We start from the raw sequence: 14557 nt of genomic DNA, 5'->3' as shown, positions 1-14557 counted from the left end.
TTTCTTGAAGTGAGCGGTCGTTAACTGGTGACTGGCCGCCGCGGATCGGGCATACTCACCGCACAGTCGCTGGTCAGCGGCTTCCGAGACCCGGAAGCGCGCGCTCTGGCCACGGCTGACCGACCCGGCGAGCCGTCCACCCACGGCGCCGCCCGCCGGTGCGCCCCACAGGGAGGAGAGCGTCGCCATGCACGACCGCGCCCCGCAGCCGGTGGAACGTCACCTGCCCACGGACGAGGCCCGGGACCTGATCTCGCTCGTCCGCGACATCACCCAGCGCGAGATCGCGCCGCAGGCGGCCGAGGAGGAGGACGCCGGACGCTTCCCGCGCGAGGTCTTCACCCTGCTCTCCGCCTCCGGCCTGCTCGGCCTGCCGTACGACGCCGAACACGGCGGCGGCGACCAGCCGTACGAGGTCTACCTCCAGGTCCTGGAGGAACTCGCCGCCACCCGGCTCACCGTAGGCCTCGGCGTCAGCGTCCACACCCTCGCCTCCTACGCGCTGGCCGCCCACGGCACCAAGGAGCAGCGCGTCGAGCACCTGCCCGCGATGCTGGGCGGCGGCCTGCTCGGCGCCTACTGCCTCTCCGAGCCGTCCGCCGGCTCGGACGCGGCCTCGCTGCGCACCCGCGCCGTGCGCGACGGCGGTGACTGGCTGATCACCGGCACCAAGGCGTGGATCACCCACGGCGGCATCGCCGACTTCTACACCGTCATGGCGCGCACGGGAGAGGAGGGCCCGCGCGGGATCACCGCCTTCCTGGTCCCCGGCGACGCCGAGGGGCTGAGCGCGGCGGTGCCCGAGAAGAAGATGGGGCTCAAGGGCTCACCCACCGCGCAGGTCCACTTCGACGGCGTACGCGTGCCGGACGCGCGGCGGATCGGGGAGCCGGGCCAGGGCTTCGCGATCGCCCTGTCCGCGCTCGACTCGGGGCGCCTCGGCATCGCCGCCTGCGCGATCGGGGTGGCGCAGGCGGCGCTGGACGAGGCGGTGCGCTACGCCACCGAGCGGCGGCAGTTCGGCAGGCCGATCGCCGACTTCCAGGGGCTGCGCTTCATGCTCGCCGACATGGCGACCCAGATCGAGGCCGGCCGTGCCCTGTACCTGGCGGCGGCCCGGCTGCGCGACGCGGGACGGCCGTTCGCCCGGCAGTCGGCGATGGCCAAGCTGCACTGCACCGACACGGCGATGCGGGTGACCACCGACGCCGTGCAGATCCTCGGCGGCTACGGCTACACCGCGGACTTCCCGGCCGAGCGGTACATGCGCGAGGCGAAGGTCCTGCAGATCGTCGAGGGCACCAACCAGATCCAGCGCATGGTCATCGCCCGCCATCTCGCGGGGCCGGAGGAGCGCTGAGATCGCCCGGCGGCGCAGCGAGCTCGGCCCACTCGGGGTCGTGGCGCCCGGGCAGGGTGCGACCGCGGTCGGCCCAAGCGCGCATCAGCTCGCGGTAGATCGGCGGGTCCGGAGGCTGGGGCGCCGGCGGAAGCACTCCGGCGGGCACCGGGACGAACACGCGCCGCCGGCGCCCGGTCGCGGTGAACGTGGGGGTCATACCGGGGCAACGTGCGAAACCCCGGACAGGTCACCGGCGCGTGGAATCGCGCGTGAGTTCACCGGGGCCCGGGCGTGCGCCCCCGGTGACGGTGACGGTGACGGTGACGGTGACGGTGAACGGTGGCGTGGAGGTCCGGCGGCCGGACGGAGAGACCGGCCGGCCGTGTCCTCGGCCGGCCGCAGGCCGCGCGCGTCGCTCAGGCGGCCTCGCGCCGCATCACCGGCACGCGCATCGGACGCGAACCCGGGCCGCCGACGTGGGAGAAGGGCTGCATCCGCCAGTCCAGGCCCTGAGGGAGCGTCAACAGCAGGGCGGTGTCCTGCTCCTGGGGCCGGAAGGACTCGTCCGCGGGGCGGGCGTCGGTCGCCCGGCGGCCGGTGCCGGTGCAGACCGTGAGCCCGAACGGGTTCCACGGCGAGGCGCACAGCGCGTGCTCCGGCAGGACCTCCTCGTCCGCCAGCAGGGCGATGGGCTGCGCGCAGTCCGGGCAGATGACCCGGTACATCTCGAAGGTGTCGTAGGCGTCGAGTTCGTCCTCGTCGAAGGCGTCGGGTTCGACACCCTCCGGCGTGGGCTCGACCACCGGCTGCTGCCGCTTGGGCGTGGTACGACCAGGGCGCTGAAGACTCTGCATGGGATTCTCCCCCTCGGGCTGGGCCGTGAAGGCACTGCGGCCTCGACCACAGCAAGCACTTCCCGTCACCCATCGGCGGTAATCACGAGAACATCACGGAGACTGTTCGAGACCTGTGGCGTTCGTCACATGCCGCCCGCAGGTGCCCTCTGCCCCCGCGCACCGGGCGGGGCCGGGGGCATTCAGCTGTCCGGGGAGGTCAAGCGCACTGTAGGTTCTTGCGCCATGGAGGAGCTGGACCGACAGATCGTGCAGCTGCTCGTCAAGGACGGGCGGATGAGCTACACCGACCTGGGCAAGGCCACGGGCCTGTCCACGTCGGCCGTGCACCAGCGGGTGCGGCGGCTGGAGCAGCGTGGCGTCATCCGCGGGTACGCCGCGGTCGTCGACCCGGAGGCCGTCGGGCTGCCGATGACCGCGTTCATCTCGGTGAAACCGTTCGACCCCAGCGCCCCCGACGACATCGCGGACCGGCTGGCCGGCGTCCCCGAGATCGAGGCGTGCCACAGCGTGGCCGGCGACGAGAACTACATCCTCAAGGTGCGCGTCGCCACCCCGCACGAACTGGAGGAACTCCTCGCCCGGCTGCGCTCCCTGGCCGGGGTGTCCACGCGCACGACGGTGGTGCTGTCCACCCCGTACGAGGCACGGCCGCCCCGGATCTGACGGACCTGCGTGCGGGGTGACCCCGGCGAGGGGTGAGACTGGTGTCCATGAGTGAGTCCAGTGCCCCGACCGAGACCGTCCTGCTGCGCCGCGGCGAGGTCCACAGCCCCGCCGATCCCTTCGCCACCGCCATGGTCGTCGAACGCGGCCAGGTCGCCTGGGTCGGCTCCGAGGGGGCCGCGGACGCCTTCGCCGACGGCGTGGACGAGGTCGTCGACCTGGACGGCGCGCTGGTCGCCCCGGCGTTCACCGACGCACATGTGCACACGACCGCCACCGGCCTGGCCCTCACCGGCCTCGACCTGTCCGGCGCTCCCTCCCTGCCGGCGGCCCTCGCCCGGGTGCGCGAGTTCGCCGCCGCCCGCCCCGGCGACCGGGTCCTGCTCGGCCACGGCTGGGACTCGGCCGCCTGGCCTGAGGGCCGCCCGCCGACCCGCGCCGAACTGGACGAGGCCACCGGCGGCCGTCCCCTCTACCTCAGCCGTATCGACGTCCACTCGGCCGTCGTCACCACCGCCCTGCTCGACCTGACGCCGGGCGTCCCCGGGCGGGCGGACGCCCCCCTCACCGGTGACGCCCACCACGCCGTACGCGCCACCGCCCTCGGTGCCGTCACCCCGGCCCAGCGCGCCGACGCGCAGCGCGCCGCCCTCGCCCACGCCGCCTCGCTCGGCATCGGAACCGTTCACGAATGCGGGGGCCCGGAGATCTCCTCCGAGGACGACCTGACCGGCCTGCTGCGGCTGGCGGCCGGTGGGGACGGCCCCCGGGTGGTCGGCTACTGGGCCGAACAGGATGTCGACAAAGCGAGAGAGCTGGGCGCGTCCGGCGCCGCGGGCGACCTGTTCGTCGACGGCTCCCTCGGCTCCCACACCGCCTGCCTGCACCACCCCTACGCCGACGCCGACCACACCGGCCTCGCCCACCTCGACGCCGACGCGGTCGCCTCGCACGTCGTGGCCTGCACCGAGGCCGGGATCCAGGCGGGCTTCCACGCCATCGGCGACGCCGCCCTCACCGCGGTCGTCGAGGGCGTGCGCGCCGCCGCCGAGAAGCTCGGCCTCGCCCGCGTCCGCGCCGCCCGCCACCGCGTCGAGCACGCTGAGATGCTCACCCCGGAGACCATCGCCGCCTTCGCCGAACTGGGCCTGACCGCCTCCGTGCAGCCGGCCTTCGACGCGCTGTGGGGCGGCGCGGACGGCATGTACGCCCGCCGCCTGGACGCCGACCGGGCCCGCACCCTGAACCCCTTCGCGGCCCTGCTGCGCGCCGGTGTCCCGCTCGCCTTCGGCTCCGACAGCCCCGTCACCCCCCTGGACCCCTGGGGCACCGTCCGGGCCGCCGCCTTCCACCGCACACCGGAGCACCGGGTCTCGGTGCGCGCCGCGTTCACCGCCCACACGCGCGGCGGCTGGCGGGCGGTCGGCCGGGACGACGCGGGCGTCCTGGTCCCCGGCGCACCCGCCGACTACGCCGTCTGGCGCACCGGTGACCTGGTGGTCCAGGCCCCCGACGACCGGGTCGCCCGCTGGTCGACCGACCCGCGCTCCGGCACCCCCGGCCTGCCCGACCTCACCCCGGGCCGCGACCTGCCCGTCTGCCTGCGCACCGTCGTCGGCGGACGGACGGTGTTCGTACGGCCGGGCGAGTGATCCCCACCCCCGACGGGGCGACGATCTTTCCTCCGTCCCTGTGTCGCACCGCCCGGCCCGCCTCGCCGCTGACCAGGGCATTGATCCGATCACCGCAGGTCAAACGGCTGTTGACAGGCGACGGAGCCGGGCCGGTAGGTTCGGCGGCGTCCACCACCGGACGCCCGACCGGGGAACTACCGCGCACACGCCGCGGCGCCGCTGGGTCAGGGACGGTGTGCCACACCGGCGCACCGCCACTGTGAGCCAGGCCCAGCACTAGCGCCAGGCGAGGGAACGTTCCGGCCGGTCGGGAGGTGTGACCCGGGTGGGGCCCGGGCGCTCAGTAGACAACGGCTCCAGGTCGATCCGCAGCCGGCGGGTCCCGAGTCGGCCCGAAGGGCGCCGGGCCCCCATCCGCAGTCGAGTCCCGCGGACTTCCGCTGCGGGTCCTGCTCCAAAAGACCGATTACTACCCAGGTCTTGTGAAAACGACACCACCATACGAACGTCCTGTCACGTCATCGCAGGCCCCGGCCACTATGGTGGTGCTCTGCGTACGGACTCGAAGGGGCAGCAGTGAACGACGGTGACGGGACGCGAGCGGCAGCGGGCCAGGAGAGAAGGTTCGGCCCCCTCGGTACGCCCCTGGTGATCATCCCGACGTACAACGAGTCGGAGAACATCAAGGCGATCGTCGCCCGCGTGCGCGAGGCGGTCCCCGAGGCGCACGTCCTGGTGGCCGACGACAACAGCCCCGACGGCACCGGCAAGCTCGCCGACGAGCTGGCCGTCGCCGACGATCACGTCCACGTCCTGCACCGCAAGGGCAAGGAGGGTCTCGGCGCCGCCTACCTCGCCGGGTTCCGCTGGGGCCTGGAGCGCGACTACGGCGTCCTGATCGAGATGGACGCCGACGGCTCCCACCAGCCCGAGGAACTGCCGAGGCTGCTGACCGCGCTGAAGGGGGCCGATCTGGTGCTCGGCTCCCGCTGGGTGCCGGGCGGCCGGGTGGTGAACTGGCCCAAGTCCCGGGAGGTCATCTCGCGCGGCGGCAGCCTCTACTCGCGCCTCGCGCTGGACCTGCCGCTGCGCGACATCACGGGCGGCTACCGGGCCTTCCGGCGGGAGACACTGGAGGGCCTCGGCCTGGCGGACGTGTCCTCGCAGGGCTACTGCTTCCAGGTCGACCTGGCCCGCCGCGCGGTCAAGGCCGGCTACCACGTGGTCGAGGTGCCGATCACCTTCGTCGAGCGCGAGCTGGGCGACTCCAAGATGAGCAAGGACATCCTCGTCGAGGCGCTCTGGCGGGTCACCGCCTGGGGCGTCGGGGAGCGGGTCGGCAAGATCATGGACCGCGACAAGGTGGACCGCGACAAGGCCGACCGCGCGCCGCACCGGCCGTCCTCCCGGACCCCGTGACCGGGCCCTTATCCCGCGCTGAGCCGGGCCCGGGCACACTGGAGACATGACGACTGGCGCGCACACCCCCAGCCACCCCGCCACCCGGCCCCGCCGCTCCCGCCTGCGCACGTTCCTGCCGCTGGGCGTCGCCGCCTGGCTGGTGCTGGAGATCTGGCTGCTGACGCTGGTCGCGGGGGCGTCCAACGGCCTGGTGGTCTTCCTGGTCCTGCTGGCCGGCGTCGTCCTCGGCTCCGTGATCATCAAGCGGGCGGGGCGCCGCGCCTTCCGCAGCCTCCAGGAGACGCTGCGGCAGCAGCAGGGCGGGGTGACACCGGCGGCCCGGCCGAACAGCGAGGGCAACGGCCTGATGATGCTGGGCGGCCTGCTCGTCATGATCCCCGGCCTGGTCTCCGACGCGGCCGGTCTGCTCCTGCTGCTGCCCCCGGTCCAGAAAGCGGTGAGCCGGTACGCGGAGCGCACCTTCGAGCGCCGCCTGCGCGCGGCGGGCCCCGGCACCCTGGGCGACGCCTTCCGCCAGGCCCGTATGCACCGCCCGGACGGCAAGGTCGTCCCCGGCGAGGTCGTACGGGACGACGAGCGAGGCCCCGCGGACCAGGACCCGCGCCCGCCCCTGACCCGCTGACGCCCGGGGGCGGGCCCCGCCACCCGCCCCGTACAGCAAAGACTGCGGGCGCCGTACGTTGTGAAACGTACGGCGCCCGCAGTCATTCACTCACGTGCACAGTCACTCACACGCGCTGCGTCGGGCCCTCAGGCCCCGCAGGGACTACGCACTCTTGCGGCTGTCCCGCGGATGCACCGCGATGTTCATCGCGCCGGAGCGCAGAACCGCCAGCCGCTCCTCGAGGACCTCTTCGAGCTCCTCGCGGGTGCGTCGTTCCATCAGCATGTCCCAGTGCGTACGCGCGGGCTTGGCCTTCTTCTCCTCAGGGCCGTCGCCGTCCACGAGGAGTGCCTGGGCCCCGCAGACCTTGCACTCCCACTCCGGCGGAATCTCCGCCTCGACCGAGAAGGGCATCTCGAACCGGTGCCCCTTCTCGCATGCGTACTCCACGGCCTGGCGCGGGGCCAGGTCGATGCCGCGGTCCGTCTCGTAGCTGGTCACCACGAGGCGCGTGCCGCGAAGAGCTCGCTCACTCATGAATCGTGCCTCCCGGGCTTGTCGCCCACAGGACAGGTGTCGCTGTCGTCGTCATCCGGTCAACGTCCGGTCGGCGGTAAAGATTCCCGTCCCGAGTCCCGTTCCGGGGCCATGTGTCGCCGTCGTAGCCGCAGCCTTTGTCAACCAGTGCAGTACCCACAGGCGTCCGGTATGTCACCTCTCCTCGGAGATGTCACCCGACGTTTCGGCATCTTTGACGCGCAGTAACGGTACGCCTGGCAGGCCAAAGGCGTACACTACAGCCCTTTCCCGCCAAGTGCTAAATCCTTTCGGGAACGGGATTGCCCGCGTCGCGGATCGCCCGTGCGACCGGCACCCGCGCGAGCAGCACGAAGCCGATGACGAAGAACGCCACCAGCGAGATGATCGCGTCCCGGTAGCTCCCGGTCAGCTGGTAGGTCAGCCCGAACAGCAGGGGTCCCAGCCAGCTCATGCCGCGGTCGCTGATCTCGTACGCGGAGAAGTACTCGGCCTCCTTGCCGGGCGGCACGAGGTGGGAGAAGAGCGAGCGGGACAGGGCCTGGCTGCCGCCGAGGACCAGGCCGATCCCGGCGGCCAGGACGAAGAACCACACCGGGGCCCCGGCGGGCAGGAAGTACCCGGCCGCGAGGGTGACCGTCCAGGCCGCCAGCGAGCCGAGGATCGTGCGCTTGGCGCCGTACCGCCGGGCCAGCCGGCCCAGCAGCAGCGCCCCCGCCACGGCCAGCACCTGGACCAGCAGGACGGCCACGATGAGCGTGGACTGGCCCAGTCCCAGTTCCTCGGAGCCGTAGACCGACGCCTGGGAGATCACTGTCTGGATGCCGTCGTTGTAGACCAGGTACGCCAGCAGGAAGGCCAGCGTCAGCGGGTGGCGCCGCATGCCGCGCACCGTGGCCGCCAGTTGCCGCAGGCCCGGCAGGGCCGCCTCCCGCTCGGGGGCCCGGCGGTCCCGCAGCCGGCGCAGCGGGATCAGCGCGAAGGCGCCCCACCACAGGCCCGCCGACGCCAGGCAGATCCGGACCGCCGCGCTCTCGGTGAGGCCGAACGAGTCGTGCGCGGTGTACAGCACCAGGTCGACGACCAGGACCAGCGCCCCGGCCGCGTAGCCGAAGGCCCAGCCGCGGGAGGAGACGGCGTCGCGTTCCTCGGGTGGCGCGATCTGCGGCAGGTAGGAGTTGTACAGCATCATCGCGACCGACTGGGCCGCGTTGGCGATGACCAGGAGCGCGCCGCCGAGCAGATAGCGGTCGCCGTCCAGGAAGTACATGCCGGCCGTGGCCGCCGCGCCGACGTACGCCGCCGCGCCCAGCAGGGGCTTCTTGCGGCCCGTGCGGTCGGCGGCGGCACCCGCCAGGGGCATCACCAGCACCGCCACGATCACCGACAGGGAGACCGTGTACGCGAAGAACGACCCGGCGCGCACGGGTATGCCCAGCGGATGGACGAACCCGTCCCCATCCGCCGCCGACTCGGCGACCGAGGTGAGATAGGGGCCCAGGAACACGGTGAGCACGCTCGTCGAATAGACCGAGCAGGCCCAGTCGTAGAAATACCAGCCGCGCTGTTCGCGCCGGCGCCCGGCGGCCTCGTCGGCCGCCCGTGTCCGCACGGTGTCGGTGCCCACCCGTGCCCTCGCCTTCCCCGTGGACGCGCGACGGCCGGAGCGAACGCGGGTCTCAGACCCAGACGCCGCGGTCCTCCATGACCTTGCGCAGTGTGCCGATGTGATCGGTCATGATGCCATCCACGCCGAGGTCCAGGAGCCGGTGCATGCGCTCCGGCTCGTTCACCGTCCACACGTGCACCTGCAGCCCGCGCGCGTGGGCGGCGCGTACGAAGCGGTGGTCGGCCACCGGGATGCCCGACTGGGCCTCGGGCACCTGAGCGGCCACCGCCGAGCGGCGCGGCGCACCCGGCACGCCCCAGGAGCGCAGCCGCAGCCCCAGTACACCCCGGGTGCCGTACGAGGTGGCGAGGCGGGGGCCGGCCAGCCGCTGGGCGCGTGCCACGCGCGCCTCGGAGAACGAGCCGAGGCAGATCCGGTCCCAGGAGTTCGTGCGCCCCACGAGGTTCAGGAAGGGGAGCAGGGCCGGTTCGGCCTTGACGTCCACGTTCCAGCGGACCTCGGGGAAGGTCTCCAGCAGTTCCTCGAAGAGGGGGAGCGGTTCGCTGCCCGCCACGCGCGCGTGGCTCACCTCGGCCCACGGCAGCTCGGCGATCCGGCCGGTGCCGTCGGTGACCCGGTCCAGCGTCGCGTCGTGGAAGGCGACCAGCTTCCCGTCCCGGGTGGCGTGCACGTCGGTCTCGATGTACCGGTAGCCCGCCTCGACCGCGCGCCGGAACTGGAGCAGCGTGTTCTCCAGGCCGTCGGCCGCGCCGCCCCGGTGGGCGAAGGCGATCGGACCGGGATGGTCGAGGTAGGGGTGGCGTATGGGGGTGGTCACCGACGCAGTATGGCCGCCCGGGGTTGACCGGTGGCAACCACCGTGCTGCCGTCGGATGCCGGGGGGACGGCGAACACGCGCAGGAACAGCTGGGCGAGCGGGCCGATCGTCACCGCGTACAGCAGGGTGCCGATCCCGACGGTGCCGCCGAGGGCGAAACCCGTCACCACGACCGTGATCTCCACCGCCGTACGCACCAGGCGGACGGAGAGGCCGGTGCGCCGGTTCAGGCCCGTCATCAGGCCGTCGCGCGGTCCGGGGCCGAACCGCGCCGCGATGTAGAGGCCGGTCGCCGCGCCGTTGAGGACGATCCCCGCGGCCAGGAACGCGATCCGCGCCGCCGCGGCGTGGACGTCGGGGACCAGCGCCAGTGTCGCGTCCATCGCGGCCCCGACCACCAGGACGTTGGAGACGGTGCCGAGGCCCGGCCGCTGCCGCAGCGGTATCCACAGCAGGAGGACGGCCGCGCCGACGACGGTGAGGACCACGCCCATCGACAGGCCCGTGCGTTCCGCGAGGCCCTGGTGCAGCACGTTCCACGGTTCCAGACCGAGGCCCGAGCGGACCAGCAGCGCCGAGCTGGCCCCGTAGAGCAGCAGACCGCCGTAGAGCTGGGTGAGCCGGCGGGCGAGGTGGCTGCGGGTGGGCCGACGTGCGGACATGCTGTGCCCCCTGGGGTGAAAACGTGGCTTGACCTGTGTCACCCTGTGGCCTGGAAGCAGAAGTCATCCAGGGCCAATTCGCGGAAGGTGGACTGATTCGCATGGCGCAGTGGACTTCGGCCGTGGGAGCCGCGCAGCTCGCGCGGCTGCTCGGCTCGCAGCAGGAGCGCCCGGCCGGACCCGGCACCCGCCGTCCGCCCGCCTACCGGGCGCTGGCCGACGGTGTCCGGCTGCTCGTGCTGGAAGGGCGGGTGCCGGTCGCCGCCCGGCTGCCCGCCGAGCGGGAGCTCGCCCTCGCCCTGTCGGTCAGCCGCACCACGGTCGCCGCCGCCTACGAGGCCCTGCGCGCCGAGGGCTTCCTGGAGTCCCGGCGCGGCGCGGGCAGCTGGACCGCCGTCCCGCCCGGGAACCCGGTGCCGGCCCGGGGCCTGGAGCCGTTGCCGCCCGAAGCGCTCGGCTCGGTGATCGACCTGGGCTGCGCGGCGCTCCCGGCGCCCGAACCCTGGCTCACCCGCGCCGTCCAGGGCGCCCTGGAGGAACTGACGCCGTACGCGCACACGCACGGCGACTACCCGGCCGGGCTGCCCGCGCTGCGCGCCACCCTCGCCGACCGCTACACCGCGCGGGGCGTCCCGACCATGCCCGAGCAGATCATGGTGACCACCGGCGCGATGGGCGCGATGGACGCGATCTGCCACCTGTTCGGGGGCCGCGGCGAGCGCATCGCCGTCGAGTCGCCCTCGTACGCCAACATCCTCCAGCTGATGCGGGAGGCGGGCGCGCGGCTGGTGCCGGTCGCCATGGCGGGCGGCCTCGACGGCTGGGACCTGGACCGGTGGCGCCAGGTGCTGCGGGAGGCCGCGCCGCGCCTCGCCTACGTCGTCGCCGACTTCCACAACCCGACCGGCGCGCTCGCCGGGGAGGACCAGCGGCGGCGGCTGGTGGAGGCGGCCCGGTCGGCGGGGACGGTGCTGGTGGCCGACGAGACCATGAGCGAGCTGCTGCTCGACGAGGACGTGACGATGCCGCCCCCGGTGTGCGCCTTCGACCCGGCCGGGTCGACCGTGGTCACCGTGGGTTCGGCCAGCAAGGCGTTCTGGGCCGGCATGCGCATCGGCTGGGTGCGGGCGGCCCCCGACGTGATCCGCAGCCTCGTCGCCGCCCGCGCCTACGCCGACATGGGCACCCCCGTCCTCGAACAGCTGGCGGTGAACTGGCTGTTCGGCACCGGCGGCTGGGAAAGGGCCGTCGAACTGCGCCGCGCGCAGGCGCGGGAGAACCGGGACGCGCTGGTCGCGGCGGTACGGCGGGAGCTGCCCGCGTGGGAGTTCGAGGTGCCGAAGGGCGGGCTCACCCTGTGGGTGCGCACGGGCGGCCTGTCGGGGTCGCGGCTCGCCGAGGCGGGGGAGCGGGTCGGGGTCCGGGTGCCGTCCGGGCCGAGGTTCGGCGTCGACGGGGCCTTCGAGGGGTACGCGCGGCTGCCGTTCACGGTCGGCGGCGCGGTGGCCGACGAGGCGGCCCTGCGGCTGGCCGCGGCGGCGCGGCTGGTCGAGAGCGGGGGCGTCGGCGGGGCGGAGGCGCCCCGGACCTTCGTGGCGTGACGCGCGGCGCCCCCGGTGCGAGGGGCGCCGCGTGGGGACGGCCGGGAGGTACGGCTACGGCTACGGCTACGGCTACGGCTTGATGAGCGTGGGCACCGACTTCCTCCCTCGCCGCTTACCCCGCCTCTTCGTCTCCTCCTGTGGCCCGGCGAGGGTCGGGACCGGCCGCGCCGGGGCCGGTTCCGGATCGGGGGAGGCTGCTTCCGGCTCGCCGGGCTCGTTGGGCTCGCCGGGCTCGGCCGGTTCGGCCGGTGGAGCCGGTTCCGCCGGGGTCTCCTTCGGGGTCTCCTTCTCGCTGCCCGGCACGTCGGGCACGTGCTCCCCGTCGGCCGGCGTGGTGCGCGGCGGGAGCAGGTCCAGCACCGCCTGCCGGTGGCTGTCGCTGGTGGCGTCGTCGTACGGGTCGGGGGTGGCCGGCACCTGGAGGCGCAGGACCGGGCCGGTGCCCAGCCGGGCGTAGCCGCGGCCGGGCGGGACCTGGTCGACGGGCGTGGTCCCCGGAGGAGCGCCGAGCGCGGCCGTCAGTTCGTCGGGGCCGGCCGCGCCGAGGACCACGCGCGCGCGTGTGTGCTGCCGTACGGCGTCGCCGAGCGTGTCGAGGGTGTCCAGCTGGTCGGCCACCACCACCGTGACGTGCGCGGCCCGGCCGTGCCGCAGCGGGACCTGGAGGAGGGCCTGCGGGTCCTTGCGGCCGTCCACGCCGGCCAGGTGCGTGAAGGCGCTCGGCCGGTCCAGCAGGAGCCACAGCGGCCGCCGGGTGTCCTCCGGCGGCGGCTGCCCCTCCTGCCGGGCCCGGTTGACGGCGATCAGCCGGCGCTCCGTCTCCTGGGCGGCCCACTCCAGGCTGGTCAGCACCCCGGTGAGGCCGCACTCGACGGCCAGGACGCCGTCGCGCCCGGTCAGGCAGGCGTACTCGCCGGTGCCGCCGCCGTCGACGATCACCAGGTCGCCGCCGTGGTGCAGGGCCTGGAGGGCGACGGAGCGCAGCAGCGTCGAGGTGCCGGTGCCCGGCCGGCCGAGGACCAGCAGGTGCGGCTCGGTAGAGCGCACGCCGGTGCGCCAGACGACCGGCGGTACGTCGCGCCGCTCCTCGCCGTGGGTGAGCGGCAGGGTGCGCTGGACCCGGGTGGGGTCGGTGAAGCCGAGGACCGTCTCGCCGGGCGCGGTGACGAAGCGCTGGGCGGCGATGTCGGTGGGCAGCGGGGCGAGGGCGGTCAGGGTGAGGTGGTTGGCCTCCTCGTCCCAGGTGAAGCGGTACTCGCGGCCCCGGCCGGCCTTCGCGGTGAGCAGGTGCTCGATCCGGGCGCGGGCGGCGGCCTCGCCGTCGGTGAAGTACGCCGGGTAGTGGACCACCAGGTGCGCGAGACGGCCGTCGTCGCCGAACTCGTAGGCCGGGAAGGCCTTCTCCCAGCCGCCGCCGTGGGCGTACAGCGGATCGGGGTCCTCGGCCAGCGAGAAGTAGGGGACCAGAGCCTCGTAGAGCGAGGCCAGGCGCCGGGTCCGGGCGTCGTCGGCTTCCCCGGGCGCGGCCGGGACGCGGTTCCTGCCCTGCCAGGCCGCCGCCGCCATCAGCGCGACGGCGGCGAGCAGCGGGCCGTACGGCATCAGGCCCACGACCAGGACGACCGAGGCCACCAGGAAGAGCAGCGCGCCGCGCCGGTCCTTGGGGGTCTCGGTCCACCTGTGCCGCGCGGCCGCGACGAGCCGGCCGAAGCCGCGGGCGATCGTGATCAACGGCTGGAGGACGTCGGTGGCGCTGTCGGCCGCCGTCCGGGCCAGCTCCCGGCTCCGGGCGAGCTGTGCGCCGCCGTTGCTCAGAATGCGGGGGAGGGGGCGCCGGGCCACTGCTGCCTCCTGGAAGTGCGGACGGGGGTACGGGCGGTCAGAACTTGAGTCCGCCGAGGAGGCCGGCCAGGCTCTCGCCGCCCGCCTTGATGCTCGGGGCGACGGCGGTGCTCGACAGGTAGAAGCCGAACAGCATGGCCACCACGGCGTGCGACGCCTTCAGGCCGTCCTTGCGGAAGTAGATGAAGACGACGACGCCGAGCAGGACGACGCCTGAGATCGAGAGGATCATGTGAGTTCTCCTGGTTCGCGGGGACAGTCACCATGAGTACTTCCAGGATCACAGCATGTATCCATATGATTAAAGGTGCAAGTGGGTGAAAATCGGGTGTTTTGCCCCGCGTGGCGGAGCGCCTCTTGACCCGGTCGGGCCGTGGTGATCTTTACCTCGGGTGCCCCCGGCCATGTGTCCCACGAGCCAGTACCCTGGCGATTCACTCGCACGGCCGCCCTGCTCGCGGCCGCGCCCCATGGATGAGCGTCCGAGAGACGAGAGAGGTGGTCCGCCGATGACCGAAGCCCCTGACCCCGAGGTCGTCGAGCTGGCGACCAAGATCTTCGACCTGGCCCGGCAGGGACAGACCGAGCCGCTCGCGGCCTACGTCGACGCGGGCGTCCCGGCCGACCTCACCAATGACCGCGGCGACTCCCTGGTGATGCTCGCCGCCTACCACGGCCACGCCGGCACGGTGCGCGCCCTGCTGGAGCGCGGCGCCGAGGCCGACCGGGTCAACGACCGGGGGCAGACCCCGCTCGCCGGGGCCGCCTTCAAGGGCGAGACCGAGGTCGTCAAGGCACTCCTGGAGGCCGGCGCGGACCCCGCGGCGGGCACCCCCTCGGCCGTCGACACGGCCCGCATGTTCGACCGCAAGGAACTGCTGGAGCTCTTCGGCGCGCAGTGAGGCGACCCGGGAGCCGTACGGGGGCCGGCCCTAGGGGAGTC

15 protein-coding genes are annotated in these 14557 nt (G+C 73.7%); 7 read left to right on the top strand and 8 right to left on the bottom strand.

Annotated elements, in window-relative coordinates:
- The first annotated feature begins 187 nt into the window (after positions 1-187).
- On the top strand, positions 188-1360 hold the full coding sequence (locus ACZ3IG_RS23340) for an acyl-CoA dehydrogenase family protein (RefSeq protein WP_467434431.1): 1173 nt from the start codon (positions 188-190) through the stop codon (positions 1358-1360).
- Here the strand turns inward: ACZ3IG_RS23340 and ACZ3IG_RS23335 are convergent.
- Entirely contained in the window at positions 1323-1559 is a 237-nt protein-coding gene (locus tag ACZ3IG_RS23335) for a hypothetical protein (RefSeq protein ID WP_467434429.1), read from the bottom strand. The genes ACZ3IG_RS23340 and ACZ3IG_RS23335 overlap by 38 nt on opposite strands.
- 199 nt (positions 1560-1758) lie before the next feature.
- The gene (locus ACZ3IG_RS23330) at positions 1759-2196 is read right to left on the bottom strand and encodes a hypothetical protein (RefSeq protein ID WP_467434427.1); all 438 of its coding nucleotides are present in this window, start codon (positions 2194-2196) and stop codon (positions 1759-1761) included.
- 225 nt (positions 2197-2421) lie between these two features.
- Between ACZ3IG_RS23330 and ACZ3IG_RS23325 the strand changes: the two genes are divergently transcribed.
- From ACZ3IG_RS23325 to fxsA, 4 genes are all read left to right on the top strand, one after another.
- Positions 2422-2862 carry an Lrp/AsnC family transcriptional regulator gene (locus ACZ3IG_RS23325; protein WP_004002750.1) on the top strand — a complete coding sequence of 147 codons (441 nt, stop codon included), beginning with the start codon at positions 2422-2424 and terminating at the stop codon, positions 2860-2862.
- 47 nt (positions 2863-2909) lie between these two features.
- Positions 2910-4514 (top strand): amidohydrolase, encoded by a 1605-nt coding sequence (locus ACZ3IG_RS23320; protein ID WP_467434425.1) that lies wholly within the window; start codon positions 2910-2912, stop codon positions 4512-4514.
- Between the two features lie 558 nt (positions 4515-5072).
- Positions 5073-5915, top strand: coding sequence for a polyprenol monophosphomannose synthase (locus ACZ3IG_RS23315; protein WP_467434424.1), 843 nt, complete (start codon positions 5073-5075; stop codon positions 5913-5915).
- Between the two features lie 46 nt (positions 5916-5961).
- Positions 5962-6540, top strand: coding sequence for an FxsA family membrane protein (fxsA, locus tag ACZ3IG_RS23310; RefSeq protein ID WP_467434422.1), 579 nt, complete (start codon positions 5962-5964; stop codon positions 6538-6540).
- A gap of 144 nt (positions 6541-6684) precedes the next feature.
- Here fxsA and ACZ3IG_RS23305 read toward each other — a convergent pair whose 3' ends face one another.
- The 4 genes from ACZ3IG_RS23305 to yczE form a co-directional block, all read right to left on the bottom strand.
- Positions 6685-7059: an RNA polymerase-binding protein RbpA gene (locus tag ACZ3IG_RS23305; protein WP_003977404.1), complete on the bottom strand. Its 375-nt coding sequence runs from the start codon at positions 7057-7059 to the stop codon at positions 6685-6687.
- Between the two features lie 280 nt (positions 7060-7339).
- Positions 7340-8686: an MFS transporter gene (locus tag ACZ3IG_RS23300; protein WP_467434421.1), complete on the bottom strand. Its 1347-nt coding sequence runs from the start codon at positions 8684-8686 to the stop codon at positions 7340-7342.
- Between the two features lie 52 nt (positions 8687-8738).
- A complete protein-coding gene (locus ACZ3IG_RS23295; protein WP_467434419.1) occupies positions 8739-9506 on the bottom strand; it encodes a glycerophosphodiester phosphodiesterase in 768 nt (255 codons plus the stop codon).
- Complete coding sequence (yczE, locus tag ACZ3IG_RS23290) at positions 9503-10168, bottom strand: membrane protein YczE (RefSeq protein ID WP_467434418.1); 666 nt, start codon at positions 10166-10168, stop codon at positions 9503-9505. Before yczE ends, ACZ3IG_RS23295 begins: the two co-directional genes overlap by 4 nt.
- Positions 10169-10269: 101 nt before the next feature.
- Between yczE and ACZ3IG_RS23285 the strand changes: the two genes are divergently transcribed.
- Positions 10270-11769 (top strand): SCO1417 family PLP biosynthesis transcription factor, encoded by a 1500-nt coding sequence (locus tag ACZ3IG_RS23285; RefSeq protein WP_467434416.1) that lies wholly within the window; start codon positions 10270-10272, stop codon positions 11767-11769.
- Positions 11770-11841: 72 nt separating this feature from the next.
- Here the strand turns inward: ACZ3IG_RS23285 and ACZ3IG_RS23280 are convergent, their stop codons facing one another.
- Positions 11842-13614 carry a P-loop NTPase family protein gene (locus ACZ3IG_RS23280; protein WP_467434414.1) on the bottom strand — a complete coding sequence of 591 codons (1773 nt, stop codon included), beginning with the start codon at positions 13612-13614 and terminating at the stop codon, positions 11842-11844.
- 37 nt (positions 13615-13651) lie between these two features.
- Positions 13652-13846, bottom strand: a complete 195-nt coding sequence (locus ACZ3IG_RS23275) for a hypothetical protein (RefSeq protein ID WP_215167995.1) — start codon at positions 13844-13846, stop codon at positions 13652-13654.
- 277 nt (positions 13847-14123) lie between these two features.
- Here ACZ3IG_RS23275 and ACZ3IG_RS23270 point away from each other — a divergent pair, with 277 nt between their 5' ends.
- On the top strand, positions 14124-14516 hold the full coding sequence (locus ACZ3IG_RS23270) for an ankyrin repeat domain-containing protein (RefSeq protein WP_467434413.1): 393 nt from the start codon (positions 14124-14126) through the stop codon (positions 14514-14516).
- Positions 14517-14557 lie beyond the last annotated feature (41 nt).

This window comes from Streptomyces sp. NPDC016677, from assembly GCF_055562815.1.
This window is presented reverse-complemented; position numbering and strand designations above follow the sequence as displayed.

Coding starts and splice junctions, on each gene's coding strand:
- ACZ3IG_RS23340 (WP_467434431.1), top strand. CDS start 188: ATGCACGACCGCGCCCCGCAGCCGGTGGAACGTCACCTGCCCACGGAC.
- ACZ3IG_RS23335 (WP_467434429.1), bottom strand. CDS start 1,559: ATGACCCCCACGTTCACCGCGACCGGGCGCCGGCGGCGCGTGTTCGTC.
- ACZ3IG_RS23330 (WP_467434427.1), bottom strand. CDS start 2,196: ATGCAGAGTCTTCAGCGCCCTGGTCGTACCACGCCCAAGCGGCAGCAG.
- ACZ3IG_RS23325 (WP_004002750.1), top strand. CDS start 2,422: ATGGAGGAGCTGGACCGACAGATCGTGCAGCTGCTCGTCAAGGACGGG.
- ACZ3IG_RS23320 (WP_467434425.1), top strand. CDS start 2,910: ATGAGTGAGTCCAGTGCCCCGACCGAGACCGTCCTGCTGCGCCGCGGC.
- fxsA (WP_467434422.1), top strand. CDS start 5,962: ATGACGACTGGCGCGCACACCCCCAGCCACCCCGCCACCCGGCCCCGC.
- ACZ3IG_RS23305 (WP_003977404.1), bottom strand. CDS start 7,059: ATGAGTGAGCGAGCTCTTCGCGGCACGCGCCTCGTGGTGACCAGCTAC.
- yczE (WP_467434418.1), bottom strand. CDS start 10,168: ATGTCCGCACGTCGGCCCACCCGCAGCCACCTCGCCCGCCGGCTCACC.
- ACZ3IG_RS23285 (WP_467434416.1), top strand. CDS start 10,270: ATGGCGCAGTGGACTTCGGCCGTGGGAGCCGCGCAGCTCGCGCGGCTG.
- ACZ3IG_RS23275 (WP_215167995.1), bottom strand. CDS start 13,846: ATGATCCTCTCGATCTCAGGCGTCGTCCTGCTCGGCGTCGTCGTCTTC.
- ACZ3IG_RS23270 (WP_467434413.1), top strand. CDS start 14,124: ATGACCGAAGCCCCTGACCCCGAGGTCGTCGAGCTGGCGACCAAGATC.